Here is a 23,599-nt window from a genome sequence, read left to right as displayed (position 1 = left end):
GCCCCCTGATGCGCCTCTCGATCGACCACCGCACGACCTATCGTTTCACCGCGCCGCAGGGCCGCATCGTCCAGCTGCTGCGGATGACGCCGCCCAATACGCACGACCAGACGGTGGCGGACTGGCACATCTCGGTCGATTGCGACGCGCGGCTGCGCCAGCATCGCGACGGCTTCGGCAATCTGACGACGATGCTCTATGCCGAGGGGCCGCTGGAGCGGATCGAGATCGCGGTCGCGGGGGAAGTGGTGACGAGCCATTCCGACGGCATCCTCCACGGCACCTTCGAGCCGCTGCCGCCGGCGCTGTTCCTGCGCGCCACGCCCGCCACGACGGCGGACGGCGCGCTGACCGATTTCGCGCGCACCATCATGGGATCGCGCGTGCCGCTCGCCGGACTGCACGCGATCAACGATGCGCTGTGCCGTCGCTTCGCGCGGTCGACCGGGCGGCCGGAGCCGGGGCTGACGGCGGCGCAGGCATTCGCGCGCGAGGCAGCGACGCCGCGCGATCTGGCGCAGATGTTCGTCGCCTGCGCGCGCGCCGTGGGCGTGCCGGCACGCTACGTCACCGGCTATTGCGACCTGCGGGACGGCGGCCGCGCCACCGCACACGGCTGGGCCGACGCCTGGGTCGAGGGGCTGGGCTGGGTCGGCTTCGACCCCATGCTGGGCCTGTCGCCGGAGGAGCATCACGTCCGCGTCGCGGTCGCGCTCGATGCGGCGGGGTCGTCCCCGGTCGCGGGTTCGCGGCTGGGCGAGGGCGAGGAGGAGCTGGACGTCGAGGTGACGGTCAGCGCGCAATAGGGCGGTTTCCGTTCGTCGTTCCCGCGGAGGCGAGACCTTTGCGAAAGGCTCCCCCGTGCTCCTGCGCAGGCAGGAGCCCAAGGTTGCAGGTCCGATAAGGCGTTGCTCTGCCTGACCCTGGGCTCCTGCCTGCGCAGGAGCACGGCCGGTACGCGGCGCTGTTGCAGCGATTTTGAAAATATCCCGCCTTCGCCGGGGAACAAGGAACTGGGTTCCGCAGAGGGCCCGCGGAGGCGGCGATGACGATCGGGGACGGTGGCGCATCACCGCTTCGTTATCCGAATCTTAACCCTCTCGCGTCATACGGGTCGCGTGTTCTCCTTGGGCACGCTCTCTCCCTGCTTGCTGGTCAAGCGAACTGGCGGGATGTCCGACGGGACATCCCGCCGCTTTTCGTCCGCACCCGGCCGATGGGTTGCGCCGCGCGGCGACAAGGCCTAGCTGCGCGCGATCATGACACGCCTCACTCCTGCGGTCGCGCTGGTTTCCGGCGGGCTCGACTCGATGGTGTCCGCCGCGCTCGCGCGCGAGGCCGGGCATCCGCTCCTCGCGCTCTCGATCGACTATAACCAGCGCCACCATATCGAACTCGCGGCCGCTCGCCGCGTCGCGCATGCGCTGGGTGCGGAGCGCCACGTGGTGCTGCCGATCGATCTCTCGGCGTTCGGCGGCTCCGCGCTGACCGACGCGACGATCGCGGTGCCCAAGGACGGCGTCGGCGCGACGATCCCGGTCACCTATGTGCCCGCGCGCAACACGATCTTCCTCAGCCTGGCGCTCGGCTGGGCGGAGGCGGCGGGCGCGCGCGACCTGTATCTGGGGGTCAACGCGCTCGATTATTCCGGCTATCCCGACTGCCGCCCGGAATTCATCGCCGGGTTCGAGGCGCTGGCGGAGCTGGCGACCAAGGCGGGGGTCGAGGGCGAGCCGTTCCGCCTGCGCGCGCCGCTCCAGCACATGACCAAGGCCGATATCGTGCGCGAGGGCGCTCGCCTCGGGCTCGACATGGGGATCAGCTGGTCGTGCTACGATCCCGCCTCCGGCGCGATGCATTGCGGGCTGTGCGACAGCTGCCGGCTGCGGCACAAGGGCTTCCAGGAAGCCGGCGTGCCCGATCCCACCGTCTATGCGGTGACGCCGCCCGCGCCATGACCTATGCCGTCAAGGAGATGTTCCTGACGCTCCAGGGCGAGGGCGTGCAGGCCGGTCGCCGTGCGGTGTTCGTGCGGTTCGCCGGGTGCAATCTGTGGTCCGGGCGCGAGCAGGATCGCGCCGCCGCCATCTGCCGCTTCTGCGATACCGATTTCGTCGGCATCGACGGCCTGGGCGGCGGCAGGTTCGCGGATGCCGCGGCGGTCGCGACGGCGGCGGCGGCGTTCTGGGGCGAGGGGGACGAGCGGCGCTTCGTCGTGCTGACCGGGGGCGAGCCGATGCTCCAGGTCGACGATGCGCTGGTCGATGCGCTCCACGCGCAGGGCTTCACGATCGCGATCGAGAGCAACGGCACCTTGCCGGTCCACCCCGGCATCGACTGGGTCTGCATCAGCCCCAAGGCGGGCAGCGAGGTGGTGCAGCGCCGCGGCGACGAGCTGAAGCTGGTCTGGCCGCAGCCGGGCACCGATCTCGCCGCGGTCGAGGGGTGGGACTTCGCCCATTTCCTGCTGCAACCGATGGACGATGTCCGCGGTCAGGCGAATGTCGACGCCGCGATGGCGCTGGTGATGGAGCGCCCCCGCTGGCGGCTGTCGCTCCAGACGCACAAGATGCTGGGGTTGCGGTAATTCTTCTCCCCTCCCCGGGAAGGGGAGGGGCTTTGCCGTAACGTCAGCGCGCCGCGTAGACGACCGGGACGATCGGCTCGCCGCACCGGCGGGTGTCGAACTCGTCCTTCTTCCAGCAGGCCTTGTCGAACCGCGGCAGCGCCGCCGGCATCACCTGCGACCCCGGGAATTGCTGCTCGCCCCACGGCGTCAGGCTGTTGCGCAGCTCGCGCATCCGCCCCAGCGCCAGGTCGCCGAAGGAGCCGCGCGGGGCATACAGCGCCTCGCGCCCGATCCGCGCGGCGGTGGTGCAGAAGCCATATTGCGCCGCCACGGTGGCGAAGCCCGAATAGGTCCGCGTACCGAACTGGTCGAGCGCGGCCTGCCCCTCCTTCTTGGTCTTGGCGAGGCGGGCGAAATATTTGGTGAGCGTGTCGAACGACGCCGCCAGCTCCGCCTTGTGATCGGTCAGGATGGCATTGTAATTGTTGACGGTCAGCAACGTCGGCTCGAACTGGCATTGCAGCGCGGCGACGTTCAGCGCGGCGCGCATGTTCCATGCCACGCCCGCGCGCAGCTCCGCCGGCGTGGCGCCGGGTAGCGGCTGGCCGATCCCGGCCTCGGTCCCCGTCACGGGTTCACCGCTTAAATCCTTGGACTTGAAGAAGAACTGCGCCGATGCGGGCATCGCCGCCACCGTCATCGCGCCCGCCAGCAGCACGCTCGCCACCCGCCGGCCGACCATGCCGACGTACCCCGTGTTACGCATCCCCGAAACTCCTCGTCGCGGCACCGCCGCCCGTCATCCAACGGCCGCGTTGTTTACGGTAAATGTCGCCGCGCGACCACGGAATTCCATCGCGCGAATGACTCGGCTCGTCGCGCGACCGGCAAGCATTTCGATTGGCTTGCGTAATGATCGCGGATCCCTCTGCTCAAAATGAGAGGGGGCGGGAAACGAGAAGGGGCCGCCCGGTCGCCCGGACGGCCCCTCCTGATACAATCGCCGTGCGGCAGATTACATCGCGTTCGACATGCCGCCCATGTTCGACATCATGGCGTCGTTGCCCATCATGGTGTCGTTAGCCATCATGCCACCGTTCATGCTGCCGTCGACGGCGGTCATGTTGTCGGTCATGGTGTCCATGCCCTCGGTGGCGTTCATGTCGGTGATCATGGTGTTCTCGGTGGTCTCGGTCTTCGACCCGCACGCCGAAACCGCGAGTGCTGCGGCTGCCAGCGCCGAGCTAGCCAGAACCTTGGTGATGACTGCACGCATGAAATTGCTCCCTAGACTGTGGATTTGGTGACCTTGTTGGCCCTTCACCCCAAATCGTCGTGGACGTTAATCGCAGATGACCGGGCTCTCAAGCCTCGATTTCACCGTCACAAGTCAGGCTATCGAGGAATGCCGAGGCGGTGAACGCCAGCGCGGCGTCGAAGGTTGCATCGTCGCACGGCTTTCCAACGGCTTGCGCGCTCGTCACCGGATATTCCGCGATCCCGCACGGCACGATCCCGCCGAAATCCGCCAGATCGGGCGACAGGTTGACCGAAAAGCCGTGGAGCGTGACCCAGCGGCGCACGCGGATGCCGATCGCGCCGATCTTCGCCTCCTGCCCCGCGGCATCGATCGTCCAGATGCCGATCCGCCCCGGCGCGCGAAACGCCGCGATCCCGATCCGCGCCAGCGCGGCGATCACCCAGCCCTCCACCGCATGGACGAAGCAGCGCACGTCGCGCCCGCGCCGGTTCAGGTCGAGCACCAGATAGCCGACGCGCTGCCCCGGTCCGTGATAGGTATATTTGCCGCCGCGGCCCGCGGGCACGACGGGAAAGCGCGGGTCGACCAGCTCGCTGGGGTCCGCGCTCGTACCCGCGGTATAGACCGGGGGGTGCTCCAGCAGCCAGATCAGCTCGCGCGCGTCTCCCGCGGCGACCGCGCCGGCGCGCGCCTCCATCTCGCGAAGCGCTGCCGCATAATCGGTCAGCCCCGGCGACACGCGCCACTCGATCCCGTCCGGTCCCTGCACGATGTCCAGATGCGATCCCGCGCGGCGATTGGCAAGCGCGGCGGGGACGGCTACGCGCGGCGGGTGACGAAAGGAACGGGCATGGGCGCGCAGGCGGTGCGGATCGGGGCGGTGTGGGATTCCACCGTCGAGGTGCTGCGCGGACGCGCCGGCATCCTGGCGTCGCTGGCGCTGCTCTATCTGGTCGTGCCCGCCGTCGCGCCGTCGGCGCTGGCTCTGGCGGGGGGCGGGGCATGGGGCGGCGCGCTGGTGTCGCTGGCGCAGCTGGTGCTGGTGATCGTCGCGCTGCTCGCGATCGCGGCGGTGGCGAGCGATCCGGCGGTCGGCCATGCGCGCGCGCAGGCGATCGGCTGGCGGCGGCTGGGCGCGGGCGTGATCGCGTCGCTGTCGATCGGCCTGCTCTTCGTCGGCCTGCTCATCCCCGTCCTGGCGGTCGCCTACGCCTTCGGCGTGCGCGCGAATGAAGCCACCGCCGCGATGGACGTGGGCGCGATGACCACCGCGGGGCTGGGCGTGTCCTCGCTCGTCGCGCTGGGCATCGCCGTGCTGGCGATATGGCTGAGCGCCCGCCTGCTGCCGGTGATCCCGGTGGTCGCCAACGAGCCGCTGTCCTTTCGCTCGCTGCATCGCAGTTTCGCGCTGACCGGGGGCGCGGGCTGGCGGCTGGTCGGGGTGTCGCTGCTCTACCTCGTCGTCGCGAGCATCGTGACCGCGGCGGTGACGTCGGTCGTCGGCGTCCTCGCCCGGCTGACGCTGGGGGAGGGCGGCGCGGCGCTGGTCATCGCGCTCGTCTCCGGCCTCGTCAGCGCGGGGCTCGCGGTGGTGCAGGGCGTCTTCGCCGCGCGCTTCTACGTCGCCGCGCGGGACGCCATCGGCGAGGGGGCGGCATGACCGTGTCCTTCACCACCTTACTGGTCGCGGCGTGGCGCACGCTCCGCCGCAGCGCGGATACCGTCACGGCGGTGGCGGGCATGTTCGTCTTCCTGCCCGCCTATGCCGCTTTGCTGCTGTGCGATCCGATCCCGGCGCTGCCCGAGACGCGGGATGAGGCGACGATGGCGGCGTGGATCGATGCGGTCACCGCCTGGGGCCAGAATTTCGGGCTGTGGTTCCTGCTCGCCGACCTGATCGGCATCCTGGGCGTGGCGGCGATCGCGCTGCTGCTGCTGTCGCCGAAGCGTCCGACCGCGCAGGGGGCGCTGCGGATGGCGGCGGCGCGGGCCTGGCCGTTCCTGCTGGCGAGCATGATCGTGGCGCTGCCGGTCGGGCTGGGGCTGTGGCTGTTCGTGCTGCCGGGCCTGTATATACAGGCGCGGCTGATCGCGGCGGTGCCGGTGCTGGCGCGGCGCGACGATCTCGGCGCGTGGCAGGCGATCCGCGTCAGTGCCGCGATGACGCGGGGGCACGGCTGGGGCATCACCGGCGCGCTGGTCACGCTGTTCCTGATGCAGTGGATCGTGGTCGTCCCGCTGATGTCGGCGGACGAGTGGCTGCGCGCGCCCGGGCACGGCAATCCGCTGCTGCTGGCGCTGGTCGACGCCGGGGTCGCGGGCGTGGGCGCCGCCTATGCGGTCGCGACGATGCTGTTGGGCGCGGTCTTCTACCGCCTGCGGGTCAACAGCGGCACCTGAGGCGCGGCGTCCTCCGGCAGCAGGCCCAGCACGCGCGGATCGGCGAAGGTCTCCACCGTCCGCTTCACCGCGACGAACCCCTGCGCGCGGTAGAAGTTGAGCGCCGACGGATGATCCAGCGTGCAGGTGTGCAGCCACACCCGCGTCACGTCGCGCGCCCAGGCGAGCGTCAGCGCCTGCGCCATCAGCCAGCGTCCGTGGCCCTGCCCGGCGAGCTCGGGCACGAGCGCGAAATAGCCGATCTCGCACGCGCCCGCGGTGCGGTGGTCGAGCTCCAGCATCCCCACCTCCACCCCGGCGCGGTCGACCACCGCGAAGACATGGACGCGCGCGTCGTGGACGATCGCGGTCAGCGCGTCGTCGCGCATCGCCAGGCGGGAGAACCACAGCCATGGCGCACCGACCCGCGCGAAGAGCGTGCGGTACTTGTCCGGCGCGGGCGCGGCCCAGCGCACCAGCCGCAGCGGGGAGGCGGGCATCGCGCGCAGCGGCGGGCGCTGCGTCATCTCAAGCGTGGTGACGATCGCCGCGACGTGATCGTCGGGAAGGCCGGTCAATCCCATGGGGTCAGTCCCAATGCGCCACCGGCGGCAGGCTCATCAGGATCGCATCGATGTTGCCGCCGGTCTTCAGCCCGAACAGCGTGCCGCGGTCGTAGACCAGGTTGAACTCGGCATAGCGCCCGCGCCACGCGCGCTGCTGGCCTACGTCGTCGGCGGTGAACGGCTGGTCCATCCGCCGCCGCACGATCCGCGGATAGACGTCGAGGAAGGCGCGCCCGACATCCTGCGTGAAGGCGAAGTTCGCGTCGAAATCGCCCTCCAGATGATCGTAGAAGATGCCGCCGACCCCGCGATGCACGTGGCGGTGGGGGATGTAGAAATAGTCGTCCGCCCACTCCTTGAAGCGGGGATAATGCGCCGGATCATGCGCATCGCACGCCGTCTTCAGGACGGCGTGGAACTCCTCGGTATCCTCCGCGACCGGCAGCGGCGGGTTGAGGTCCGCCCCGCCGCCGAACCAGCGCCTGGTCGTGACCAGGAAGCGCGTGTTCATGTGCACCGCGGGCACATGCGGATTGGCCATGTGCGCGACCAGGCTGATCCCGGTGGCGAAGAAGCGCGGATCGTCGCCCGCGCCGTGGATCGTCTTCGCGAAGTCGCCCTCGAACGCGCCGCCCACGGTGGAGACGTTGACCCCCACCTTCTCGAACACGCGCCCCTTCATCACGCCCCGGACGCCGCCGCCGCCCCCGCCGCCGCCCTCGCCTGACGCATCGGTGCGGTCCCAGGGGATATAGGCGAAGGCGGCGTCCGATCCCGCCTCGCGCTCGATCGCCTCGAACTCGGCACAAATGCGGTCGCGCAATTCCTCGAACCAGGCGCGCGCGCGGGCTTGTTGGTTGTCCAGCTCCATGCCCGCCGCCATCGCGTGACCGGGCGGGCGGGTCAATCGGTCAGATCGTCCCACAGACCCGTCTGCCGCATCGCCTCCCCCAGCAGGATCGCCCCCGCGACCGCCACGTTGAGCGAGCGCAGCCCGTCGCGCATCGGCACGCGGACGCGCAGGTCGGCGCGCGCGTGAACGTCGCCCGGTACGCCCGCGCCCTCGCTGCCCAGCAGCAGCACGTCGTCGGCCAGGAACCGGGCCCGGGGCAGGGGGATCGCCCCCGTCGTGGTGCCCAGCACGATTCGCCCGCGCGTGCTCGCCAGGAACGCGTCCCAGTCGGCATGCCGCGTCACGTCGACCAGCGCGGCATAGTCCATGCCGGCGCGAGCCAGCGCGCGTTCGCTCCACGCGAATCCCATCGGCTCGATCAGGTCGATCGCCACCCCCATGCACGCGCCGAGCCGCAACAGGGTGCCGACATTGCCGGCGATATCGGGCTGATAGAGGGCGATCCGCATGCGCCGTGCCACTACCCGCTCGGCTGCCTCACGCAAAATGGGATTGGCAAAGGCGCAATCGCACGGCTATCAGGCCGCGGAGCCGCCGTGGGGACGGGCTGGCTTGCGGCGGGGGCCTTCATGTCATTGCGGCATCGGCACCACCCCGGCGCTCATGGGAACGGGTAGAGGTTTGACGCGAATGGCGACGGCAGAGAATACGATTCCCCCGGGCGAGAATCCCGCGCCCTATCACGAGGAACCGCACGATCCGCGTCGCCGCGACTTCATCAACATCGCCGCGGTGTCCTTCGCGGGGGTCGGCGCGGTCGCGATCGTGCTGCCGCTCATCAACCAGATGAACCCGTCCGCCGACGTGCTGGCGCTGTCGACGACCGAGATCGACATCTCGAAGATCCAGCCCGGCCAGGCGATCAAGGCGAGCTTCCGCAAGCAGCCGCTGTTCGTCCGCAACCTGACGCCCAAGGAGATCGCGGAGGCGGATGCGGTTCCCGTGGGGTCGCTGCGCGATCCCGAGACGCTGGAGCAGCGCACCAAGGCGGGCAAGAAGAACTGGCTCATCACGCTCGGCGTCTGCACCCACCTGGGCTGCGTGCCGCTGGGCGCGGGCGAGGGTGAGAACAAGGGCCCGTTCGGCGGCTATTTCTGCCCGTGCCACGGTTCGGCCTACGACACCGCCGCGCGCATCCGCCAGGGGCCGGCGCCCAAGAACCTGGTCGTTCCCGAATACAACTTCAATTCCGACACCGTCGTGACGGTCGGCTGAGGGAGATAGAGACGTGAGCTTTCCCTGGGCCAAGCATTATGAGCCGAAGCAGCCGCTGATGCGGTGGATGGACGAGAAGCTGCCGCTGCCGCGCCTCGTCTACAACGCCATCGGCGCGGGCTATCCGGTGCCGCGCAACCTCAACTATTTCTGGAACTTCGGCGTGCTCGCCGGGCTCGCGCTGGTGTGCCAGATCGTCACCGGCGTCGTGCTGGCGATGCATTTCGCCGCCAATGCGGGCGTCGCCTTCGGCTCGGTCGAGAGCATCATGCGCGACGTGAACGCCGGCTGGTTCCTGCGCTATGCGCACGCCAACGGCGCGTCGATGTTCCTGCTGGTCGTCTATATCCACATCGGCCGCGGCCTCTACTACGGCTCGTACAAGGCGCCGCGCGAGATGGTGTGGCTGCTGGGCGTGGTCATCTTCCTGCTGATGATGGCGACCGCGTTCATGGGCTACGTGCTGCCGTGGGGCCAGATGAGCTTCTGGGGCGCGCAGGTCATCACCGGCTTCTTCTCGGCCATCCCGCTGGTCGGCGACACCATCCGCGTGTGGCTGCTGGGCGGGTTCGCGCCGGACAATGCCGCGCTCAACCGCTTCTTCTCGCTCCACTACCTGCTGCCGTTCGTGATCGCGGGCGTCATCATCCTGCACATCTGGGCGCTCCACATCCCCGGCTCGAACAACCCGACCGGGGTGGACGTGAAGGGCGAGCAGGACACGGTGCCGTTCCATCCGTATTACACGGCCAAGGACGGCGTCGGCGTCGCGGTGTTCTTCCTGGTGTTCGCGCTGCTGATCTTCTTCTCGCCGAACCTGCTGGGCCATCCGGACAATTACATCGAGGCGAACCCACTCTCGACGCCCGCGCACATCGTGCCGGAATGGTACTTCCTGCCGTTCTACGCGATCCTGAAGAGCTTCACCGCGGACTTCATCCTGCCCGCGAAGCTGTGGGGCGTGCTGGCGATGTTCGGCTCGATCCTGCTGCTGTTCTTCCTGCCGTGGCTCGACAATTCGCCGGTCCGCTCGGCCAATTATCGCCCGACCTACCGCTGGTTCCTGGCGGTGCTGCTGGTCGACGTGGTGGTGCTGGGCTATGTCGGCGGGGCGGAGGCGACCGCGCGCAACGTGATGATCGGGCAGATCGCGGCGGCCTATTATTTCGCGCACTTCCTCATCATCCTGCCGCTGGTGTCGGCATCGGAGCGCCCGCGCGCGCTGCCGAATTCGATCACCGATGCGGTGCTGGCGAAGCACGGTGGCACCAGCCCCGCGCAGACCGCGCTGGCGCACTGAGCGAAACGAGACGAATAGGGGACTGATAGAACAATGGCTCGTCTCATTTCACTGGTGATCGGTGCGGGGTTCGTCTTCGTCCTCGCGCTGGCGCTGTTCTTCACCGCGAAGGACGCGATCCAGAATCCGGCGCCCGAATCCGCGGAGCATGAGTTCCACCTGCATCCCGAGAACATCGGGCTGTCGTCGAATGGCTTCTTCGGCAAGTTCGACCGCCAGCAGCTGCAGCGCGGCTTCCAGGTGTACAAGGAAGTCTGCGCCGCCTGCCACTCGCTGAAGTACGTGTCCTTCCGCGACCTGCAACAGATCGGCTATTCCGAGCCCGAGGTGAAGGCGATCGCCAGCCAGTGGGTGATCGAGCAGCCGTCGGTGAACCCGGAGACGGGCGAGGCGGCGACGCGCAAGAACCTGCCGTCGGATCGTTTCCCGCTGCCCTTCGCCAACGACGTCGCCGCGCGCGCCGCGAACAACAACGCGCTGCCGCCCGACCTGTCGCTGATGACCAAGGCGCGGGAGGACGGCGCGAACTACGTCCACGCGCTCATCACGGGCTATCGCAACCAGCCGGCGGAGCTGCTGCGCAAGTTCCCGGACGTGAAGACGCCCAACGGCCTGCACTACAACCCGTATTTCGCGAACCTCAACATCGCGATGCCGCCGCCGCTCACGTCGGACGGTCAGGTGACCTATAGCGACGGGACGAAGGCGACCAAGGATCAGATGGCGCGCGACGTCGCCGCCTTCCTGACCTGGACCGCGGAGCCCAATCTGGAGGCGCGTCACGCGGCCGGGTTCGCGGCGGTGATCTTCCTGCTGATCTTCGTCTATCTGACCTGGGGCGCCTATCAGAACGTCTGGCGCAACGTGAAGCATTGAGCGGGCGGCCCCGCCGTGCAGCGCACGACGGGACCCAACGCCCTTCCGGCATGAAACGAACGGCGACCAGGACCCTGTCCCGGTCGCCGTTTTCGTGTACGCCAGCGCGCATGAACGACGACCTGAAGGCGCTGATCCGCACCATCCCGGACTTCCCCAAGCCCGGCATCCAGTTCCGCGACATCACCACGTTGCTGTTGTCGCCGCAGGGACTGGCGACCGCGGTCGAGCGGATGGTGGCGGCGACGCACGCGCCGGTCGATCTGGTCGCGGGGATCGAGGCACGCGGCTTCCTGTTCGCGGCCGCGCTCGCGGTCCCGCTCGGCGCCGGGGTGCTGCTGATCCGCAAGGACGGCAAGCTGCCCGGCGCGACGATCGCGGAGGATTATGCGCTGGAATACGGCACCGACCGGATCGCGATGCACGCCGATGCGCTGGCGCCGGGTGCGCGCGTCCTGCTGGTCGACGACCTGATCGCCACCGGCGGCACCGCGCGCGCCGCGGTTCGCCTGTTGCGCAAGGCGGGCGCGGTGGTGACGCAGGCGCAGTTCCTGGTCGACCTGCCCGATCTGGGCGGTGCCGACCTGCTGCGCGGCGACGGCATCGCGGTCGACGCGCTGACGGCGTTCGAGGGGCATTAGAGCCGCTTGCGATCTGAGGGATTCACAAGAGCGTTGTGTTCTGATTCAACCTGCTGGCTGGAGTTGGAGGCTGGCCTGGATGACGAGAGCGTATTCGCAGGACCTGCGTGATCGCGTGATCGCGGCGGTTGAACAGGAGGGGCTGTCGCGTCGGGAGGCGGCGCGGCGATATCGGATCGGGGAGGCGACGGCGGTGCGCTGGCTGGCGGCGCTGAGGGCGGGCCGGCGCGGTCCGCGGGCGCAGGGTGGCGATCGCCGGTCGCGGCTGCCCCTGCACGAGGGCTGGCTTTTGGCGCTGATCGCAGCGGAGAACGACCTGACGCTGGCCCAGGTGGGTCAGCGGCTGCTCGGCGAGCACGGCGTCAAGGCGGACGCGGGCATGCTGAGCCGGTTCTTCACGCGGCGCGGGATCAGCTTCAAAAAAAAGCGTTCACGCCAGCGAGCAACTCCGGCCTGATGTCGCCGAGCGTCGCGAGGCCTGGCGCGCGATGCAGCCGCGACTGGACGCGGGGCGACTGATTTTCCTCGACGAGACCGGCGTCACCACCAACATGGTGCGCCGCTACGGCCGTGCACCGCGCGGAGAGCGGGTCAGGGGCTACGCACCGGCCGGACACTGGAAAGTGACGACCTTCCTCGCCGGCCTCACCAGCAACGGCATCGTCGCCCCCTTCGTCGTCGACCAGCCGATGAACCGGGCCATCTTCACCCAGTATGTCCGCCAGTATCTCCTGCCCGAGCTGACGCCCGGCGACATCGTCATCCTCGACAACCTGTCCAGCCACAAGGGCGTCGAGGCCGCCGCCCTGGCCGAAGCCGCCGGCGCCACGCTCCTGTTCCTGCCCCCTTACTCGCCCGACCTCAACCCGATCGAGCAGGTCTTCGCCAAGCTCAAGGGCCTGCTCCGTCGCGCCGGCGAGCGAACCCGAGATGGCCTGTGGAACCGCATCGGCCGCCTTCTCGACGACTTCCCGCCCGCCGAATGCGCCAACTACCTTCGCCACGCAGGCTATGAGCCCGTCAGATGACAAACGGCTCTAGCCAACGCCTTCCGGACGACCGCGTCGGACCCCGGTCCTGCCGAGACCTCTGCGAAACTCAGTTCCTTGTTCCCCGGCGAAAGCGGGACCTTTGCAAAACAGGTGCAACAGCACCGAGCCCACGCCGTGCTCCTGCGCAGGCAGGAGCCCAGAGCCCAGCAGAACAACGCCTTATGGGACCTGTAACTCTGGGCTCCTGCCTGCGCAGGAGCACGGTGTAGCCTTTTACAAAGGTCTCGCCTTCGCCGGGGAACGGCGACATTGTCGGGCGATCCACGACTTTCGCAGAGGTCTCGTCCTGCCCCGGGGTCCTGCCTGAGGGTGCCGGCTGTCGCGGCTGCCTGCCGGAACCTCCCCACCCGCCCGTCGTTCGCCTTGTACCGGCGGTGCGTATCCGCCGCCGTTCCTCCGGCGTATGGGAGAGTGGCGATGTTCCTCAAGCGATGGGCGATGCTGGGCCTGGGCGGCCTGGTACTGGCGACGACGGCGTGCACCGACGGCTACGGGTATAGCGGCGTCAACGTCGGCTATGGCAGTGCCGGCTATTACGGCGACCCATATTATGGCGGCGGCGGGATCGGGTTCGCCGGGGTGCCGAGCTATTACGGCTGGTACGGCGACTATTATTACCCCGGCACCGGCGTCGTGGTTTATGATCGATACCGCCGCCCGTATCGCTGGAACGGCGACCAGCAACGTTACTGGCAGGGCCGGCGCGGAAGCTGGGGCAACCGCGATGTGCGCGCCAACTGGCAGGATTTCGGCCGCGACGTGCGGCGCGAGCGGCGGGACTATCGCGGCGATGTCCGCGCCCAGCGCGAGGCCTATCGCGCCGGGGCCATCACCCGCGACCAGTTTCGCGACGGGCGGCGCGACGCGGCGCGCGAATATCGCCGCGACGTCCGCCAGGATTATCGCGACCTGCGCCGCGCGAACCGCGCCGAGGGCTATCGCACCCCGCGTCCCGATCGCGCGTTCCGTCCCCGCCGCAATCGATAACGGCGCGCAGACCCGTCATGCCGGACGGATGCCGGCATGACGGGGTGCATCACGCCGGACGGCAGGCGATCATCCCGTTGGAGATCATCGACAGGACCGCGACATCGTCCTGGTTGAAGACCATGATCCGGCTCTTGTAGAGCCCCATCTCCGGCCGCGACTGCGACACGCGCTTTTCCAGCACCTCGGTTTCGACGCGCAGCGTATCCCCGGGATAGACCGGCTTCAGCCAGCGCAGTTCGTCCACACCCGGCGATCCCAGCCCCGCCTGACGGTGCTTCTTCAAATTCTCCACCAGCATCGCCATCACCATCGCGCAGGTATGCCACCCGCTCGCCGACAGCCGCCCGAAATGCGTCTTCGCCGCGGCCTCGTCGGACAGATGGAACGGCTGCGGATCATAGGCGCCGGCGAAGGCGATCACCTCGTCGCGGGTGACCTCGTAATGGCCGAAGCACGCGACATGGCCGACCGCCAGATCCTCGAAATATTGCATCTTCCCCGTCCCTTGTCGTTATCTTGTCAGTACCGTGCGGAACACGCGGTCGTCGCCGTCCAGCCCGGTTCCCGCGGGCAGGCCCAGCAGGTCGCGGAGCAGCGGCGCGACATCGGTATTGTCGAACACGCCGATGCGGCGCCCAGCGACGAAGGCGGGTCCGTTCGCGATGAACAGCGCGCGCATGTCCGCGGCGTCGTTGTCGAACCCGTGGTTGCCGCCGGTCTCCGCCTTCCTCGGCGCGGTCTTGGCGATCACCCAGGCGCCGTCCGGCGCGTCCTGCGCCAGGCACAGGAACGGCGGGATGCGCGGGTTGGTACCGTAGCGGAAGCGCGCCGGGATCTGCCCCTTGCGCCAGCAGGTCATGTGCGGGTGGGGGCGCAGCAGCGCCGCCGCCACCGCGGCCTCCCGCCCGGGCGCGGGCTCCAGCGTGGCATAGGGGCCGGCCTCCACGATGCGCGCATCGGCGGGCGGCACGATGGTGTCGAGCGCGATCGTCCGCGCGGACGAGGTCGCCGCCATGCCATGATCCGCGACGATGACGAGGTTGGCGGGCTGCCCCAGTTCCACCAGACCGCGGGTCAGCGCGCCGATCTGCGCATCCACCCCCGCCACCGCGCGGGTCGTGCGCGGATCGCCGGGGCCATATTGATGCCCCGCGGTGTCCACCGCATCGAAATACAGCGTGACGAAGCGCGGGCGCGTCGCCGCCGGGCGCCGCAGCCAGTCGATCACCGCGGCGACGCGCTGCTCGCCGGTCAGGTCCTCGTTATATTGCTGCCAGTCGGAGGGGCGCGTCGCCCCGGTGATGACGTGCGGCCATTCGCTCGCGCGCGTGCCGCCCCAGCCGACGTTGCTGCCGGGCCAGAACATCGTCGCGGTGCGGATGCCCGCCTTCTCGGCGGTGACCCAGATCGGCTCGGCGGCATTCCACCAGAAGGGGTCGTCGCTCGCCATCGTGAACGCCTCGTTCGGGCGCGCGGGGTCGTTCATGTTGTTGGCGGTGATGCCGTGATGATCGGGCACCTTGCCGGTCACGATGGTCCAGTGGTTGGGGAAGGTCTTGGACGGGAAGGAGGGGCGCATCGGCCCGCTCACCCCGTCCGCCGCCAGCCGCGACAGGTTCGGCGTGACGCCGCGGTCGAGATAATCGGGACGGAAGCCGTCGATCGACACCAGGATCGTCACCGGCGCCCGCAGCTCCACCGGCGGACCGCTGCGCGACGCGACGCCCGTGGCGGCGGCGGGCGCAGCCTCAGTCACCGGCGACAATGCGGGGGGAGTATAAGGGTAGGCGCATCCCGACAGGAGCGCGAGGGCGGCGGCGAGGCCCGCGAGGGGCGCGGCAGACGGCAATGTCATGCCACGCGCTTACGCCGCTGACATGGCGCGGGAAAGTCCCGATCCCGCGCGGCGGGAAAGTCCCGATCCCGCCCGGCGGGAAAGCTCCGGGACCGCAAGGTGGGAACGCACGGGGCGGGTCGCGCTTTGATCCGCCATGTCGAAGCTCGTCCCCGCCGCGATATCGCTGCTGCTGCTCGCGGCCTGTGGGCGCGGGGAGGGCACCGGCAACGAGGTCGCGGCCCGCCCGACGCCGGCCTCGACGCTACCGCCGCCGCGCACCCCGGTGATGCAGGTCAGCCCCGCGCCCGGCAACGAGGCGTCGTGGCTGGAGCCGCGCCCGGACGGCGATGCGCCGACGCAGGCGCCCTACGGCAATCTTCTCGACCAGCCGCTCGTGGGCGCAGCGAAGAAATAGCCGGCCGCGCGCGCGACGCCCGTGCCCCGCCGTAGCGGGAACGTCGTTACACGTTGAAGCGGAACAGCATCACGTCGCCATCGTGGACGACATATTCCTTGCCCTCCTGCCGCAGCTTGCCCGCGTCGCGCGCGCCGGCCTCACCCTTGCAGGCGACGTAATCGTCGAACGCGATCGTCTCGGCGCGGATGAAGCCGCGCTCGAAGTCGGAGTGGATCGCACCCGCCGCCTGCGGTGCCTTCGATCCCGCCTCGACCGTCCAGGCCCGCGCCTCCTTCGGCCCGACCGTGAAGAAGGTCAGCAGGTGGAGCAGCGCATATCCGGCGCGGATGACGCGGGCGAGGCCGGTTTCGTCCAGCCCCAGCTCGGCCAGGAACTCGCCGCGGTCCTCCGCGGGCATGGTGGCGATCTCCGCCTCGATCGCGGCGGAGACGACCACCGCCTGCGCGCCCTCGGCTGCGGCCTTGTCGAACACCTTCTGCGACAGCGCATTGCCGTTCGCGGCATCCTCCTCGTTCACGTTGCAGACGTACAGGACGGGCTTGGCGGTCAGCAGCTGTGCCTGGTCCAGCACGCGCTTCTCCTCCGCGTCGCCGACCGGCGTCAGCCGCGCGGGCTTGCCGTCGCGCAGAAGGTCGAGCGCGCGGCCCAGCACCACCGCGGCCAGCTTCGCCTCCTTGTCGCCCTGCTGCCCCTTCTTGGCGAGGTTGGGGACGCGCTTCTCCAGGCTGTCGAGGTCGGACAGCATCAGCTCGGTCTCGACCGTTTCGGCGTCCGCGATCGGATCGACGCGGTTGTCGACGTGCTGGATGTCGTCGTTCTCGAAGCAGCGCAGCACGTGGACGATCGCGTCCACCTCGCGGATATTGCCCAGGAACTGGTTGCCCAGTCCCTCGCCCTTGCTGGCGCCGCGCACCAGCCCGGCGATGTCGACGAAGCCGAGCTGCGTCTCGATGATCTTCGCCGAGCCCGCGATCTCCGCCAGCCTGGCCAGCCGCGGGTCGGGCACGCCCACGTTGCCGACGTTCGGCTCGATCGTGCAGAACGGATAATTGGCCGCCTGCGCCGCGGCCGTCTCGGTCAGCGCGTTGAAGAGGGTGGACTTGCCGACGTTGGGCAGGCCCACGATGCCGCAGCGGAAACCCATGGGGAAAACCTGTCAGAAGGAGGTGGGAAAGCGCGCCGGATAGGCCAGCTGGACGAAGAACGCTAGGCTATGCGTATCCGGCATTCCCCGGACGGCATGGCGAGGCACATGATGTTGGAGGTGGACGAACGCTGGGGATGTCGCTGCACCGGCTATCACGTTCAGGGGCGTCCGGATCCGGCGTCGGTCGATGCCCTATTGGCGCTCCAGCGTCGGCTGGCTGCACGTTCTGACGTGCCGTTGCGGCTGATTCCACCAGCGGCCTTGCATCTGTCGGTCATGACCATGCTGCCGGCGTTTGCGTCGATTGAGGGCAGGGACGCCCGTTGGCAACGGATCGCTACCGCATGGCGCATGAAGCGTCCACTCCTGCCGGCCTTTTCGCTCGTCTTCCATGATGCCATCTTCACGCACCATGCCTTGATCGTGTCGACGCACGACCTGCCGATGCTGCTGGTCGACGTCCGTCGCCGATTGGGCGAGGTGATGGCGGCTGCGGACGAAATTGCCCCGACCTACGATCGCGCCCATATCACGCTGGCGCGCTACGCCCGGGCGGGCGCTATGCCGCAGCCGGTCGCCATCGAACTCCGGGCGTCGATCGATACCGTTCGTGTCGTGCGCGAGCGGCGCTACCCGTCGCTCGAATGTGAGGAGGTCGACCTCACCGATCCGTCCGCACCACCCCCGCCTCGCGTACCGCCTTGAGCGTCGGCATCCCGTTGACCGCCATCAGCAGGTCCGCCTCCGCCAGCAGGCAGCGCAGCACGTGCGCGCAGCCCTCCGCGCCGCCCAGCGCCAGCCCGTAGCTGTACGGCCGCCCGACGCCCACCATGTCCGCCCCCAGCGCCACCGCCTTCACCACGTCGGTGCCGGAGCGGATGCCGCTGTCGAACAGCACCGGCACGCGGCGCGCCACCGCCGCGGCGACCGCGGGCAGCATGTCGATCGCCGCGATGCCGCCGTTCGCCTGCCGCCCGCCGTGGTTGGAGACATAGATCGCGTCCGCCCCGTGATCGATCGCGCGCCGCGCATCGTCGGGGTGGCAGATGCCCTTCAGCACGATCGGCAGCCTGGTGAGCGAGCGCAGCCACGCCATGTCGTCCCACGTCAGCACCTTGCCGAAGGTCGCGCCCCAGGTGCCGATCGCGGTGCGCAGGTCCTCCTCCGGCGGCCTGGCCAGCAGCTTGCGGAAGACGGGGTCGGTGAAATAATTGGTCAGCACATGCCCGCGCAGCTGCGGAAAGTTGGACACGTTCAGGTCGCGCGGGCGCCACCCCGTCACCCAGGTGTCGAGCGTGACGACGATCGCGTCATAGCCCGCCGCCTCCGCGCGCGACACCAGGCTGGCGGCGACGTCCGGATCGCGCGGGGTATAGAGCTGGAACATCGCCGGCGTATCGCCGCACGCGCGCTTCACCTCCTCCAGCGGATCGTTCGACAGCGTCGAGGCGGTCAGCGGCACCCCCGTCATCGCCGAGGCGCGCGCCGCCGCCACGTCGCCGTGCTGGTCCTGCGTCACGATCCCCGTCACCCCGATCGGCGCCATGAACAGCGGGCTGGGCAGGGTACGCCCGAACAGCGTCGTCGACAGGTCGCGCTGCGTACAATCCACCATCATCCGCGGCACCATGCCCCAGTGGCGGAACGCACGCGCATTCTCGTCCTGCGTCCCTTCGTCGCCGCATCCGCCCTGGACGTAGTTGAGCACGCTGGGCGGCATCGCCGCCTCCGCGCGCGCCTTCAGCGTGGCGAAATCCACCGGCCAGGTCGGCTGCACGCCCGTCAGTCCGGCGCCGTAGATCGCGTTCTGCAAGTCGCCGTAATGCGGCATGTCGTCTCTCCCGTCGTCCACAGAGTGGCGTCGCGCCCGGCGCTTGTCGAGGCAGCGCGGCATACTCCGGACGGTGTATGTCCAAATTCGCCCACCGCGCTAACTCCCGTCGCCGCACGACGAAGAATCGTGGATAAGCAAGGGGTAACGATAATGAAGAAGCTGATCTGCACGGCCGCGGCGGCCGCGACGATGCTGGTGGCGGCCACCGCGGCGGCGCAGGACGCGTCCGACGTCCGCGGCGCCTATGTCGAGCTGCGCGGCGGCGTCGCGTCGGTGAAGAACGTCGATGCGACCTATTTCGACGCCGGCGGCACCTTCGGCGGCACCGGATCGCGCGACACCGCCGCGTTCGACGTCGACCTGAAGAGCGCGTTCGCGTTCGGCGGCACCGTCGGCTACGACTTCGGCATGATCCGCGCCGACGTGCAGGTCGACTATGCGCGCAACCGCACCCGGCAGTTCACGCTCCGCTCGATCAACAACCAGGCGGTCACGATCACCCCGGCGATCCGCCAGGACGTGTGCGACTATCTGGAAACCACGTCCTGCGCGGGTAGCGGCAACACCTTCGCCTTCGACGGCGACCATTTGCGCCAGCTGAGCGCGCTGGCCAATGTGTGGCTCGACATTCCGACCGGCTCGGTCGTGACGCCGTACGTCGGCGGCGGTGCGGGCATCGGCGGCTACGAGCTGGGCGGCGAGGGCAAGGCGCGCTTCGCCTGGCAGCTGGGCGCGGGCGTGTCGGTCGACATCAACCCGTCGATCGCGCTGACCGCAGACTATCGCCGCCGCCAGACCAATGGCGCGACGATCGACGACGACGGCGCCGGGGTCATCGTCGGCAAGGTGAAGACCGACACCTTCTCGGCGGGCCTGCGCTTCCGCTTCTGATCGATGACGCACGGCCGTCCCCGGCGCGCGCCGGGGGCGGCAACCGTTCGCTCACGCCGCGACCGGCGGGTGCGCCACATATCGCGACTGCGGCCGGATCAGCCGCCCGGTCAGCGCCTGCTCGCGCGCATGCGCGACCCACCCCGCCACGCGCCCCATCGCGAACACGCCGGTGAACGCCTCGCGCGGGAAGCCCACCGCCTCCAGCAGCAGCGCGGTATAGAATTCGACGTTCGTCTCCAGCACGCGCCCGGGCCGATGCGCGCGCAGCACGTCGAGCGCGACCGCCTCCACCGCCTGCGCCTCGGCCAGCCGCCCCGCGGTCTGCGGCAGTAGCGCCACCGCGGCCTTCAGCGCGTCGGCGCGCGGATCGCGCACGCGGTAGATGCGATGCCCGAACCCCATCAGCCGTTCGCCCCGCGCCACCGCCCGGCTCAGCCACGCGCGCGCATCCCCCGCCGCCGCGATCGCGTCGAGCATGTCGAGCACCGGCCCCGGCGCACCGCCGTGCAGCGGCCCCTTCAGCGCGCCGAGCCCCGCCAGCACGGCGGAGGTCAGCCCCGCAGCGGTGGAGGCGACGACCCGCGCGGCGAAGGTAGAGGCGTTCAGTCCATGGTCGCTGACGGTGACGAGGTAGGTATCGAGCGCCGCGGCGCGCGCGGCGTCGCGGCCGAGCCCCAGCATCCGTACCGCATCGGCGGCATGCCCCAGCGTCGGATCTGGCGCGATCATGTCCCGGCCTTCGGCCTGTCGCAGCAGCGCGGGGATCAGCACCCCCGGCGCGGCGACCAGCATCAGCGCATCCTCCGTCTCCGTCCCGTCGGCCAGCAGCGCCACGGCCGCGCGCATCGCGTCATAGACCGGCAGGTCCGCCAGCAGCGGCAGGAGCGGCCGCGTGCACGCGAAGACCTCGCCCCGCGCCGCCCCCATGGCCGCGGGCATGGCGGCGGGCAGGGGGATCAGTCCGTCGAACAACAAAGCCGTCACCTGCTCGAACGACGCCCGCCCTGCGAGCTCGTCGAGCCGGTGGCCGCGGATCACCAGCTGCCCGCGGGCACCGTCGACGTCCGACAACATCGTCTCCGCCGCCACCACGTCGTCCAGACCGATCGCCATCGCTTCCTCCATCATTGTGCCGTGCAGCAAGGATGCGGAGGGTGCGGATATGGATCAATCTTGATACGACCGATCAATGGACGATTGGTACTCCCGCGAACAGGCGCTGCGCGAACTCGGCGTCGCAGCGCAGACGCTCTACGCCTATGTCAGCCGCGGGATGATCGCGCGCCGTGCCGATCCCGCCGATCCGCGCCGCAGCCAGTATCGCAGCGACGATATCGCCGCACTGACGCAGCGGCGCGCGCGGGGCCGTCGCCCCGCCGCCATCGCGGCCAGCACCATCGCCTGGGGCGAGCCGGTGATCGACACCGCCATCTCCACCGTCGTCCACGGCCGCCTGATCTATCGCGGGCAGGACGCGACGACGTTGGCCGCAACCGCGCCCGTGGAGGATGTCGCGCGGCTGCTGTGGCAGGGGGACGCGATCCCGGCGTTGCCGCCCGGCGCGGCGGCGCTCGATCCGTTCGTCGCGCTCGCCGCGCTGGTCGGCACCGCGCGCGCGCTGCCGGGCCGGTCGCACGAACGTCGCTGCACGGACGCCGCGGCCGCCATCGCCGCGCTGGGCGGGGCATTGGGGGCCTCGGGCGAGGGGCCGCTCCACCGGCGGCTGGCGCGCGGCTGGGGGCTGGACCCGTCCGCCGCCGATGTCGTCCGCCGCGCGCTCGTGCTGCTGGCGGATCACGAACTCAACGCCTCTACCTTCGCCGCGCGGGTGGCGGCATCGACCGGCGCGCCGATGGCCGCATGCCTGCTCGCCGGCCTGTCGGCGCTGTCCGGCCCGCGTCATGGCCGCGCCGGTGCGGCAACCGCGGCGCTGGCGCAGGAGGCGGACGCGCGCGGCGCGGGCGCAGCGGTCGCGCGCTGGCTGGCGGATCACCGCGTCCTGCCCGGCTTCGGCCACCCGCTCTATCCGCTGGGCGACCCGCGCGCCGCGGCGCTGCTGGACGGGATCGCGCTCGACCCGGCACTGGCCGCGCTGTGCGATGCCGCGGCGGAGGCGTGCGACGGCGCACCCAATGTCGATTTCGCGCTGCTGGCGATGACGCGCGCGCTGGCGCTGCCGGAGGATGCGAGCTTCCGCCTGTTCGCGCTGGGGCGGAGCATCGGCTGGGCCGCGCACGTCATGGAGCAGGCGATGCATGACGCGATCATCCGCCCGCGCGCGCGGTATGCCGGGGCGCGGGTGCGGGAATGAGAAAGGGGCCGGCGGAGTGATCCGCCGGCCCCGTCTTTTCTCTGGCCCGGGACCGGAGTGAATCCGGTCCCTCGTCGGTCGCGGCGGTGCCGCGCCGGTCGCGCCTGTCCGTCTGGCGGATAGCAAGCGCTATCCGCGTGCGGATCAGGCCGCGGACACTTCCGCCACGTCGACCTTGATGCCCGCGCCCATCGTCGAGGACACCGCGATCTTGCGGACGTACTTGCCCTTGGCGCCCGACGGCTTGGCCTTCACCACCGCATCGACCAGCGCGTCGAAGTTGCGACGCAGGTCTTCCTGCGCGAACGACGCCTTGCCGATGCCGGAGTGGATGATGCCGGCCTTCTCGACGCGATACTCGACCTGGCCGCCCTTGGCCGCCTTGACCGCTTCCGCGACGTTCATCGTCACGGTGCCCAGCTTCGGGTTCGGCATCAGGCCCTTGGGACCCAGCACCTTGCCCAGCCGGCCGACGATGCCCATCATGTCCGGGGTCGCGATGCAGCGATCGAAGTCGATCGTGCCGCCCTGGATCGTCTCCATCAGGTCCTCGGCACCGACGACGTCGGCCCCGGCGGCCAGCGCCTCCTCGGCCTTCGCACCGCGCGCGAAGACGCCCACGCGCACCGTCTTGCCGGTGCCGGCCGGCAGCGTGACGACGCCGCGGACCATCTGGTCGGCGTGACGCGGGTCGACGCCCAGGTTCAGCGCGACCTCGATCGTCTCGTCGAACTTCGAGGTCGCCCCCGACTTCGCCAGCGCGATCGCCTCGTCGACGCCGTGCAGCTTCTCACGATCGATCGTGACGGCCTTCTGCTTCTTGGTCAGCTTCGCCATGATCTCAGCCCTCCACCACTTCGAGGCCCATCGCGCGGGCCGAGCCTTCGATGATCCTGGTCGCCGCCTCGATGTCGTTCGCGTTCAGATCCTTCATCTTGGTCTGCGCGATTTCCGACAGCTGCGAGCGCTTGATCTTGCCCGCGGAGACCTTGCCCGGCTCCTTGGAGCCCGACTTCAGGTTCGCGGCCTTCTTGATGAGGAAGGTCGCCGGCGGCGTCTTCGTCACGAAGGAGAAGGAGCGGTCGGCATAGACGGTGATGACGGTGGGGAGGGGGGCGCCCTTCTCCATGTCGCCGGTCTGCGCGTTGAACGCCTTGCAGAATTCCATGATGTTCACGCCGCGCTGACCCAGCGCCGGGCCGATCGGGGGCGAGGGGTTGGCAGCGCCCGCGGGCACCTGCAGCTTGATATAGCCGGTGATCTTCTTTGCCATGTGGCCTTGCTCACTCTGTTACAAGTTTAGCGGTCCGAACGCCGCGGACATGATCCGCGACTCCCGCACGTTTCCGTCGCTGTGGCTCTGGAAGAGCGCGCGCATAGCCGATGGCGAGCGCCC

At 69.6% G+C, this 23,599-nt stretch carries 28 protein-coding genes; 15 read left to right on the top strand and 13 right to left on the bottom strand.

Going from position 1 to position 23,599, the window contains the following annotated elements:
* Positions 1-8: 8 nt before the first annotated feature.
* The 3 genes from PGN23_RS15840 (at position 9) to queE (ending at position 2,587) form a co-directional block, all read left to right on the top strand.
* Positions 9-806 carry a transglutaminase family protein gene (locus PGN23_RS15840; protein ID WP_335303994.1) on the top strand — a complete coding sequence of 266 codons (798 nt, stop codon included), beginning with the start codon at positions 9-11 and terminating at the stop codon, positions 804-806.
* Positions 807-1,259: 453 nt separating this feature from the next.
* Positions 1,260-1,958 carry a 7-cyano-7-deazaguanine synthase QueC gene (gene queC / locus PGN23_RS15835; protein WP_335303993.1) on the top strand — a complete coding sequence of 233 codons (699 nt, stop codon included), beginning with the start codon at positions 1,260-1,262 and terminating at the stop codon, positions 1,956-1,958.
* Complete coding sequence (gene queE, locus PGN23_RS15830; RefSeq protein ID WP_335303992.1) at positions 1,955-2,587, top strand: 7-carboxy-7-deazaguanine synthase; 633 nt, start codon at positions 1,955-1,957, stop codon at positions 2,585-2,587. The genes queC and queE overlap by 4 nt, the downstream gene beginning before the upstream one ends.
* Before the next feature lie 43 nt (positions 2,588-2,630).
* Here queE and PGN23_RS15825 read toward each other — a convergent pair whose 3' ends face one another.
* From PGN23_RS15825 to lipB, 3 genes are all read right to left on the bottom strand, one after another.
* Positions 2,631-3,335 (bottom strand): hypothetical protein, encoded by a 705-nt coding sequence (locus tag PGN23_RS15825; protein WP_443019793.1) that lies wholly within the window; start codon positions 3,333-3,335, stop codon positions 2,631-2,633.
* A 249-nt stretch (positions 3,336-3,584) separates the two neighbouring features.
* Positions 3,585-3,845, bottom strand: a complete 261-nt coding sequence (locus PGN23_RS15820; RefSeq protein WP_335303991.1) for a hypothetical protein — start codon at positions 3,843-3,845, stop codon at positions 3,585-3,587.
* A gap of 88 nt (positions 3,846-3,933) precedes the next feature.
* A complete protein-coding gene (lipB, locus tag PGN23_RS15815; RefSeq protein WP_443019792.1) occupies positions 3,934-4,599 on the bottom strand; it encodes a lipoyl(octanoyl) transferase LipB in 666 nt (221 codons plus the stop codon).
* A gap of 9 nt (positions 4,600-4,608) precedes the next feature.
* Here lipB and PGN23_RS15810 point away from each other — a divergent pair, with 9 nt between their 5' ends.
* On the top strand, positions 4,609-5,490 hold the full coding sequence (locus PGN23_RS15810) for a hypothetical protein (protein WP_335304655.1): 882 nt from the start codon (positions 4,609-4,611) through the stop codon (positions 5,488-5,490).
* Positions 5,487-6,230 (top strand): hypothetical protein, encoded by a 744-nt coding sequence (locus PGN23_RS15805; protein ID WP_335303990.1) that lies wholly within the window; start codon positions 5,487-5,489, stop codon positions 6,228-6,230. Before PGN23_RS15810 ends, PGN23_RS15805 begins: the two co-directional genes overlap by 4 nt.
* Here PGN23_RS15805 and PGN23_RS15800 read toward each other — a convergent pair.
* From PGN23_RS15800 to PGN23_RS15790, 3 genes are read right to left on the bottom strand one after another with little or no spacing between them, the layout of a single operon-like run.
* Positions 6,200-6,793, bottom strand: coding sequence for a GNAT family N-acetyltransferase (locus PGN23_RS15800; protein ID WP_335303989.1), 594 nt, complete (start codon positions 6,791-6,793; stop codon positions 6,200-6,202). The two genes, PGN23_RS15805 and PGN23_RS15800, sit on opposite strands and share 31 nt — an antisense overlap.
* Positions 6,794-6,797: 4 nt before the next feature.
* Positions 6,798-7,646 carry an oxygen-dependent coproporphyrinogen oxidase gene (gene hemF, locus PGN23_RS15795; RefSeq protein WP_335303988.1) on the bottom strand — a complete coding sequence of 283 codons (849 nt, stop codon included), beginning with the start codon at positions 7,644-7,646 and terminating at the stop codon, positions 6,798-6,800.
* A gap of 32 nt (positions 7,647-7,678) precedes the next feature.
* Entirely contained in the window at positions 7,679-8,137 is a 459-nt protein-coding gene (locus tag PGN23_RS15790) for a tRNA (cytidine(34)-2'-O)-methyltransferase (protein WP_335303987.1), read from the bottom strand.
* Positions 8,138-8,318: 181 nt separating this feature from the next.
* On the opposite strand from PGN23_RS15790, the gene petA reads away from it, so the two are divergent.
* The 6 genes from petA (at position 8,319) to PGN23_RS15760 (ending at position 13,759) form a co-directional block, all read left to right on the top strand.
* On the top strand, positions 8,319-8,903 hold the full coding sequence (petA, locus tag PGN23_RS15785; RefSeq protein ID WP_335303986.1) for a ubiquinol-cytochrome c reductase iron-sulfur subunit: 585 nt from the start codon (positions 8,319-8,321) through the stop codon (positions 8,901-8,903).
* A gap of 13 nt (positions 8,904-8,916) precedes the next feature.
* Positions 8,917-10,203: a cytochrome b gene (locus PGN23_RS15780; RefSeq protein WP_335303985.1), complete on the top strand. Its 1,287-nt coding sequence runs from the start codon at positions 8,917-8,919 to the stop codon at positions 10,201-10,203.
* Positions 10,204-10,236: 33 nt separating this feature from the next.
* A complete protein-coding gene (locus PGN23_RS15775) occupies positions 10,237-11,079 on the top strand; it encodes a cytochrome c1 (RefSeq protein ID WP_335303984.1) in 843 nt (280 codons plus the stop codon).
* A 110-nt stretch (positions 11,080-11,189) separates the two neighbouring features.
* Entirely contained in the window at positions 11,190-11,720 is a 531-nt protein-coding gene (locus tag PGN23_RS15770; protein ID WP_335303983.1) for an adenine phosphoribosyltransferase, read from the top strand.
* Positions 11,721-11,799: 79 nt separating this feature from the next.
* Positions 11,800-12,748 (top strand): IS630 family transposase gene (locus tag PGN23_RS15765; protein ID WP_335303982.1). Its coding sequence is split into 2 segments (ribosomal slippage): positions 11,800-12,149 and positions 12,148-12,748, totalling 951 coding nucleotides; the frame shifts between segments, so codons are not numbered across the junction.
* Between the two features lie 441 nt (positions 12,749-13,189).
* Positions 13,190-13,759 carry a hypothetical protein gene (locus PGN23_RS15760; protein ID WP_335303981.1) on the top strand — a complete coding sequence of 190 codons (570 nt, stop codon included), beginning with the start codon at positions 13,190-13,192 and terminating at the stop codon, positions 13,757-13,759.
* A gap of 49 nt (positions 13,760-13,808) precedes the next feature.
* Here PGN23_RS15760 and PGN23_RS15755 read toward each other — a convergent pair whose 3' ends face one another.
* A complete protein-coding gene (locus PGN23_RS15755) occupies positions 13,809-14,255 on the bottom strand; it encodes a MaoC family dehydratase (protein WP_335303980.1) in 447 nt (148 codons plus the stop codon).
* An 18-nt stretch (positions 14,256-14,273) separates the two neighbouring features.
* Positions 14,274-15,617: an alkaline phosphatase family protein gene (locus PGN23_RS15750; protein WP_443019791.1), complete on the bottom strand. Its 1,344-nt coding sequence runs from the start codon at positions 15,615-15,617 to the stop codon at positions 14,274-14,276.
* Positions 15,618-15,753: 136 nt separating this feature from the next.
* Between PGN23_RS15750 and PGN23_RS15745 the strand changes: the two genes are divergently transcribed.
* A complete protein-coding gene (locus PGN23_RS15745; protein WP_335303978.1) occupies positions 15,754-16,014 on the top strand; it encodes a hypothetical protein in 261 nt (86 codons plus the stop codon).
* A 46-nt stretch (positions 16,015-16,060) separates the two neighbouring features.
* On the opposite strand, the gene ychF is transcribed toward PGN23_RS15745, so the two are convergent.
* Positions 16,061-17,161 (bottom strand): redox-regulated ATPase YchF, encoded by a 1,101-nt coding sequence (gene ychF / locus PGN23_RS15740; protein ID WP_335303977.1) that lies wholly within the window; start codon positions 17,159-17,161, stop codon positions 16,061-16,063.
* A 108-nt stretch (positions 17,162-17,269) separates the two neighbouring features.
* On the opposite strand from ychF, the gene PGN23_RS15735 reads away from it, so the two are divergent.
* Entirely contained in the window at positions 17,270-17,869 is a 600-nt protein-coding gene (locus PGN23_RS15735; protein ID WP_335303976.1) for a hypothetical protein, read from the top strand.
* Here PGN23_RS15735 and PGN23_RS15730 read toward each other — a convergent pair.
* The gene (locus PGN23_RS15730) at positions 17,826-18,995 is read right to left on the bottom strand and encodes an alpha-hydroxy-acid oxidizing protein (RefSeq protein WP_335303975.1); all 1,170 of its coding nucleotides are present in this window, start codon (positions 18,993-18,995) and stop codon (positions 17,826-17,828) included. The two genes, PGN23_RS15735 and PGN23_RS15730, sit on opposite strands and share 44 nt — an antisense overlap.
* Positions 18,996-19,148: 153 nt before the next feature.
* On the opposite strand from PGN23_RS15730, the gene PGN23_RS15725 reads away from it, so the two are divergent.
* Positions 19,149-19,889 (top strand): outer membrane protein, encoded by a 741-nt coding sequence (locus PGN23_RS15725; protein WP_335303974.1) that lies wholly within the window; start codon positions 19,149-19,151, stop codon positions 19,887-19,889.
* A gap of 51 nt (positions 19,890-19,940) precedes the next feature.
* On the opposite strand, the gene PGN23_RS15720 is transcribed toward PGN23_RS15725, so the two are convergent.
* A complete protein-coding gene (locus PGN23_RS15720; protein ID WP_335303973.1) occupies positions 19,941-21,005 on the bottom strand; it encodes a citrate synthase in 1,065 nt (354 codons plus the stop codon).
* Positions 21,006-21,081: 76 nt separating this feature from the next.
* Between PGN23_RS15720 and PGN23_RS15715 the strand changes: the two genes are divergently transcribed.
* Positions 21,082-22,203, top strand: a complete 1,122-nt coding sequence (locus tag PGN23_RS15715; RefSeq protein WP_335303971.1) for a citrate synthase — start codon at positions 21,082-21,084, stop codon at positions 22,201-22,203.
* A 144-nt stretch (positions 22,204-22,347) separates the two neighbouring features.
* Here the strand turns inward: PGN23_RS15715 and rplA are convergent, their stop codons facing one another.
* Both rplA and rplK read right to left on the bottom strand, forming a co-directional pair.
* On the bottom strand, positions 22,348-23,040 hold the full coding sequence (gene rplA / locus PGN23_RS15710) for a 50S ribosomal protein L1 (RefSeq protein WP_335303970.1): 693 nt from the start codon (positions 23,038-23,040) through the stop codon (positions 22,348-22,350).
* Between the two features lie 4 nt (positions 23,041-23,044).
* A complete protein-coding gene (gene rplK, locus PGN23_RS15705) occupies positions 23,045-23,476 on the bottom strand; it encodes a 50S ribosomal protein L11 (RefSeq protein ID WP_335303968.1) in 432 nt (143 codons plus the stop codon).
* Positions 23,477-23,599 lie beyond the last annotated feature (123 nt).

This window comes from Sphingomonas adhaesiva (genome assembly GCF_036946125.1).
GTDB classification, from domain to species: Bacteria; Pseudomonadota; Alphaproteobacteria; order Sphingomonadales; family Sphingomonadaceae; genus Sphingomonas; species Sphingomonas adhaesiva_A.
The sequence above is the reverse complement of the archived record's forward strand: the minus strand, read 5'-3'. Positions and strand labels throughout refer to the sequence as shown.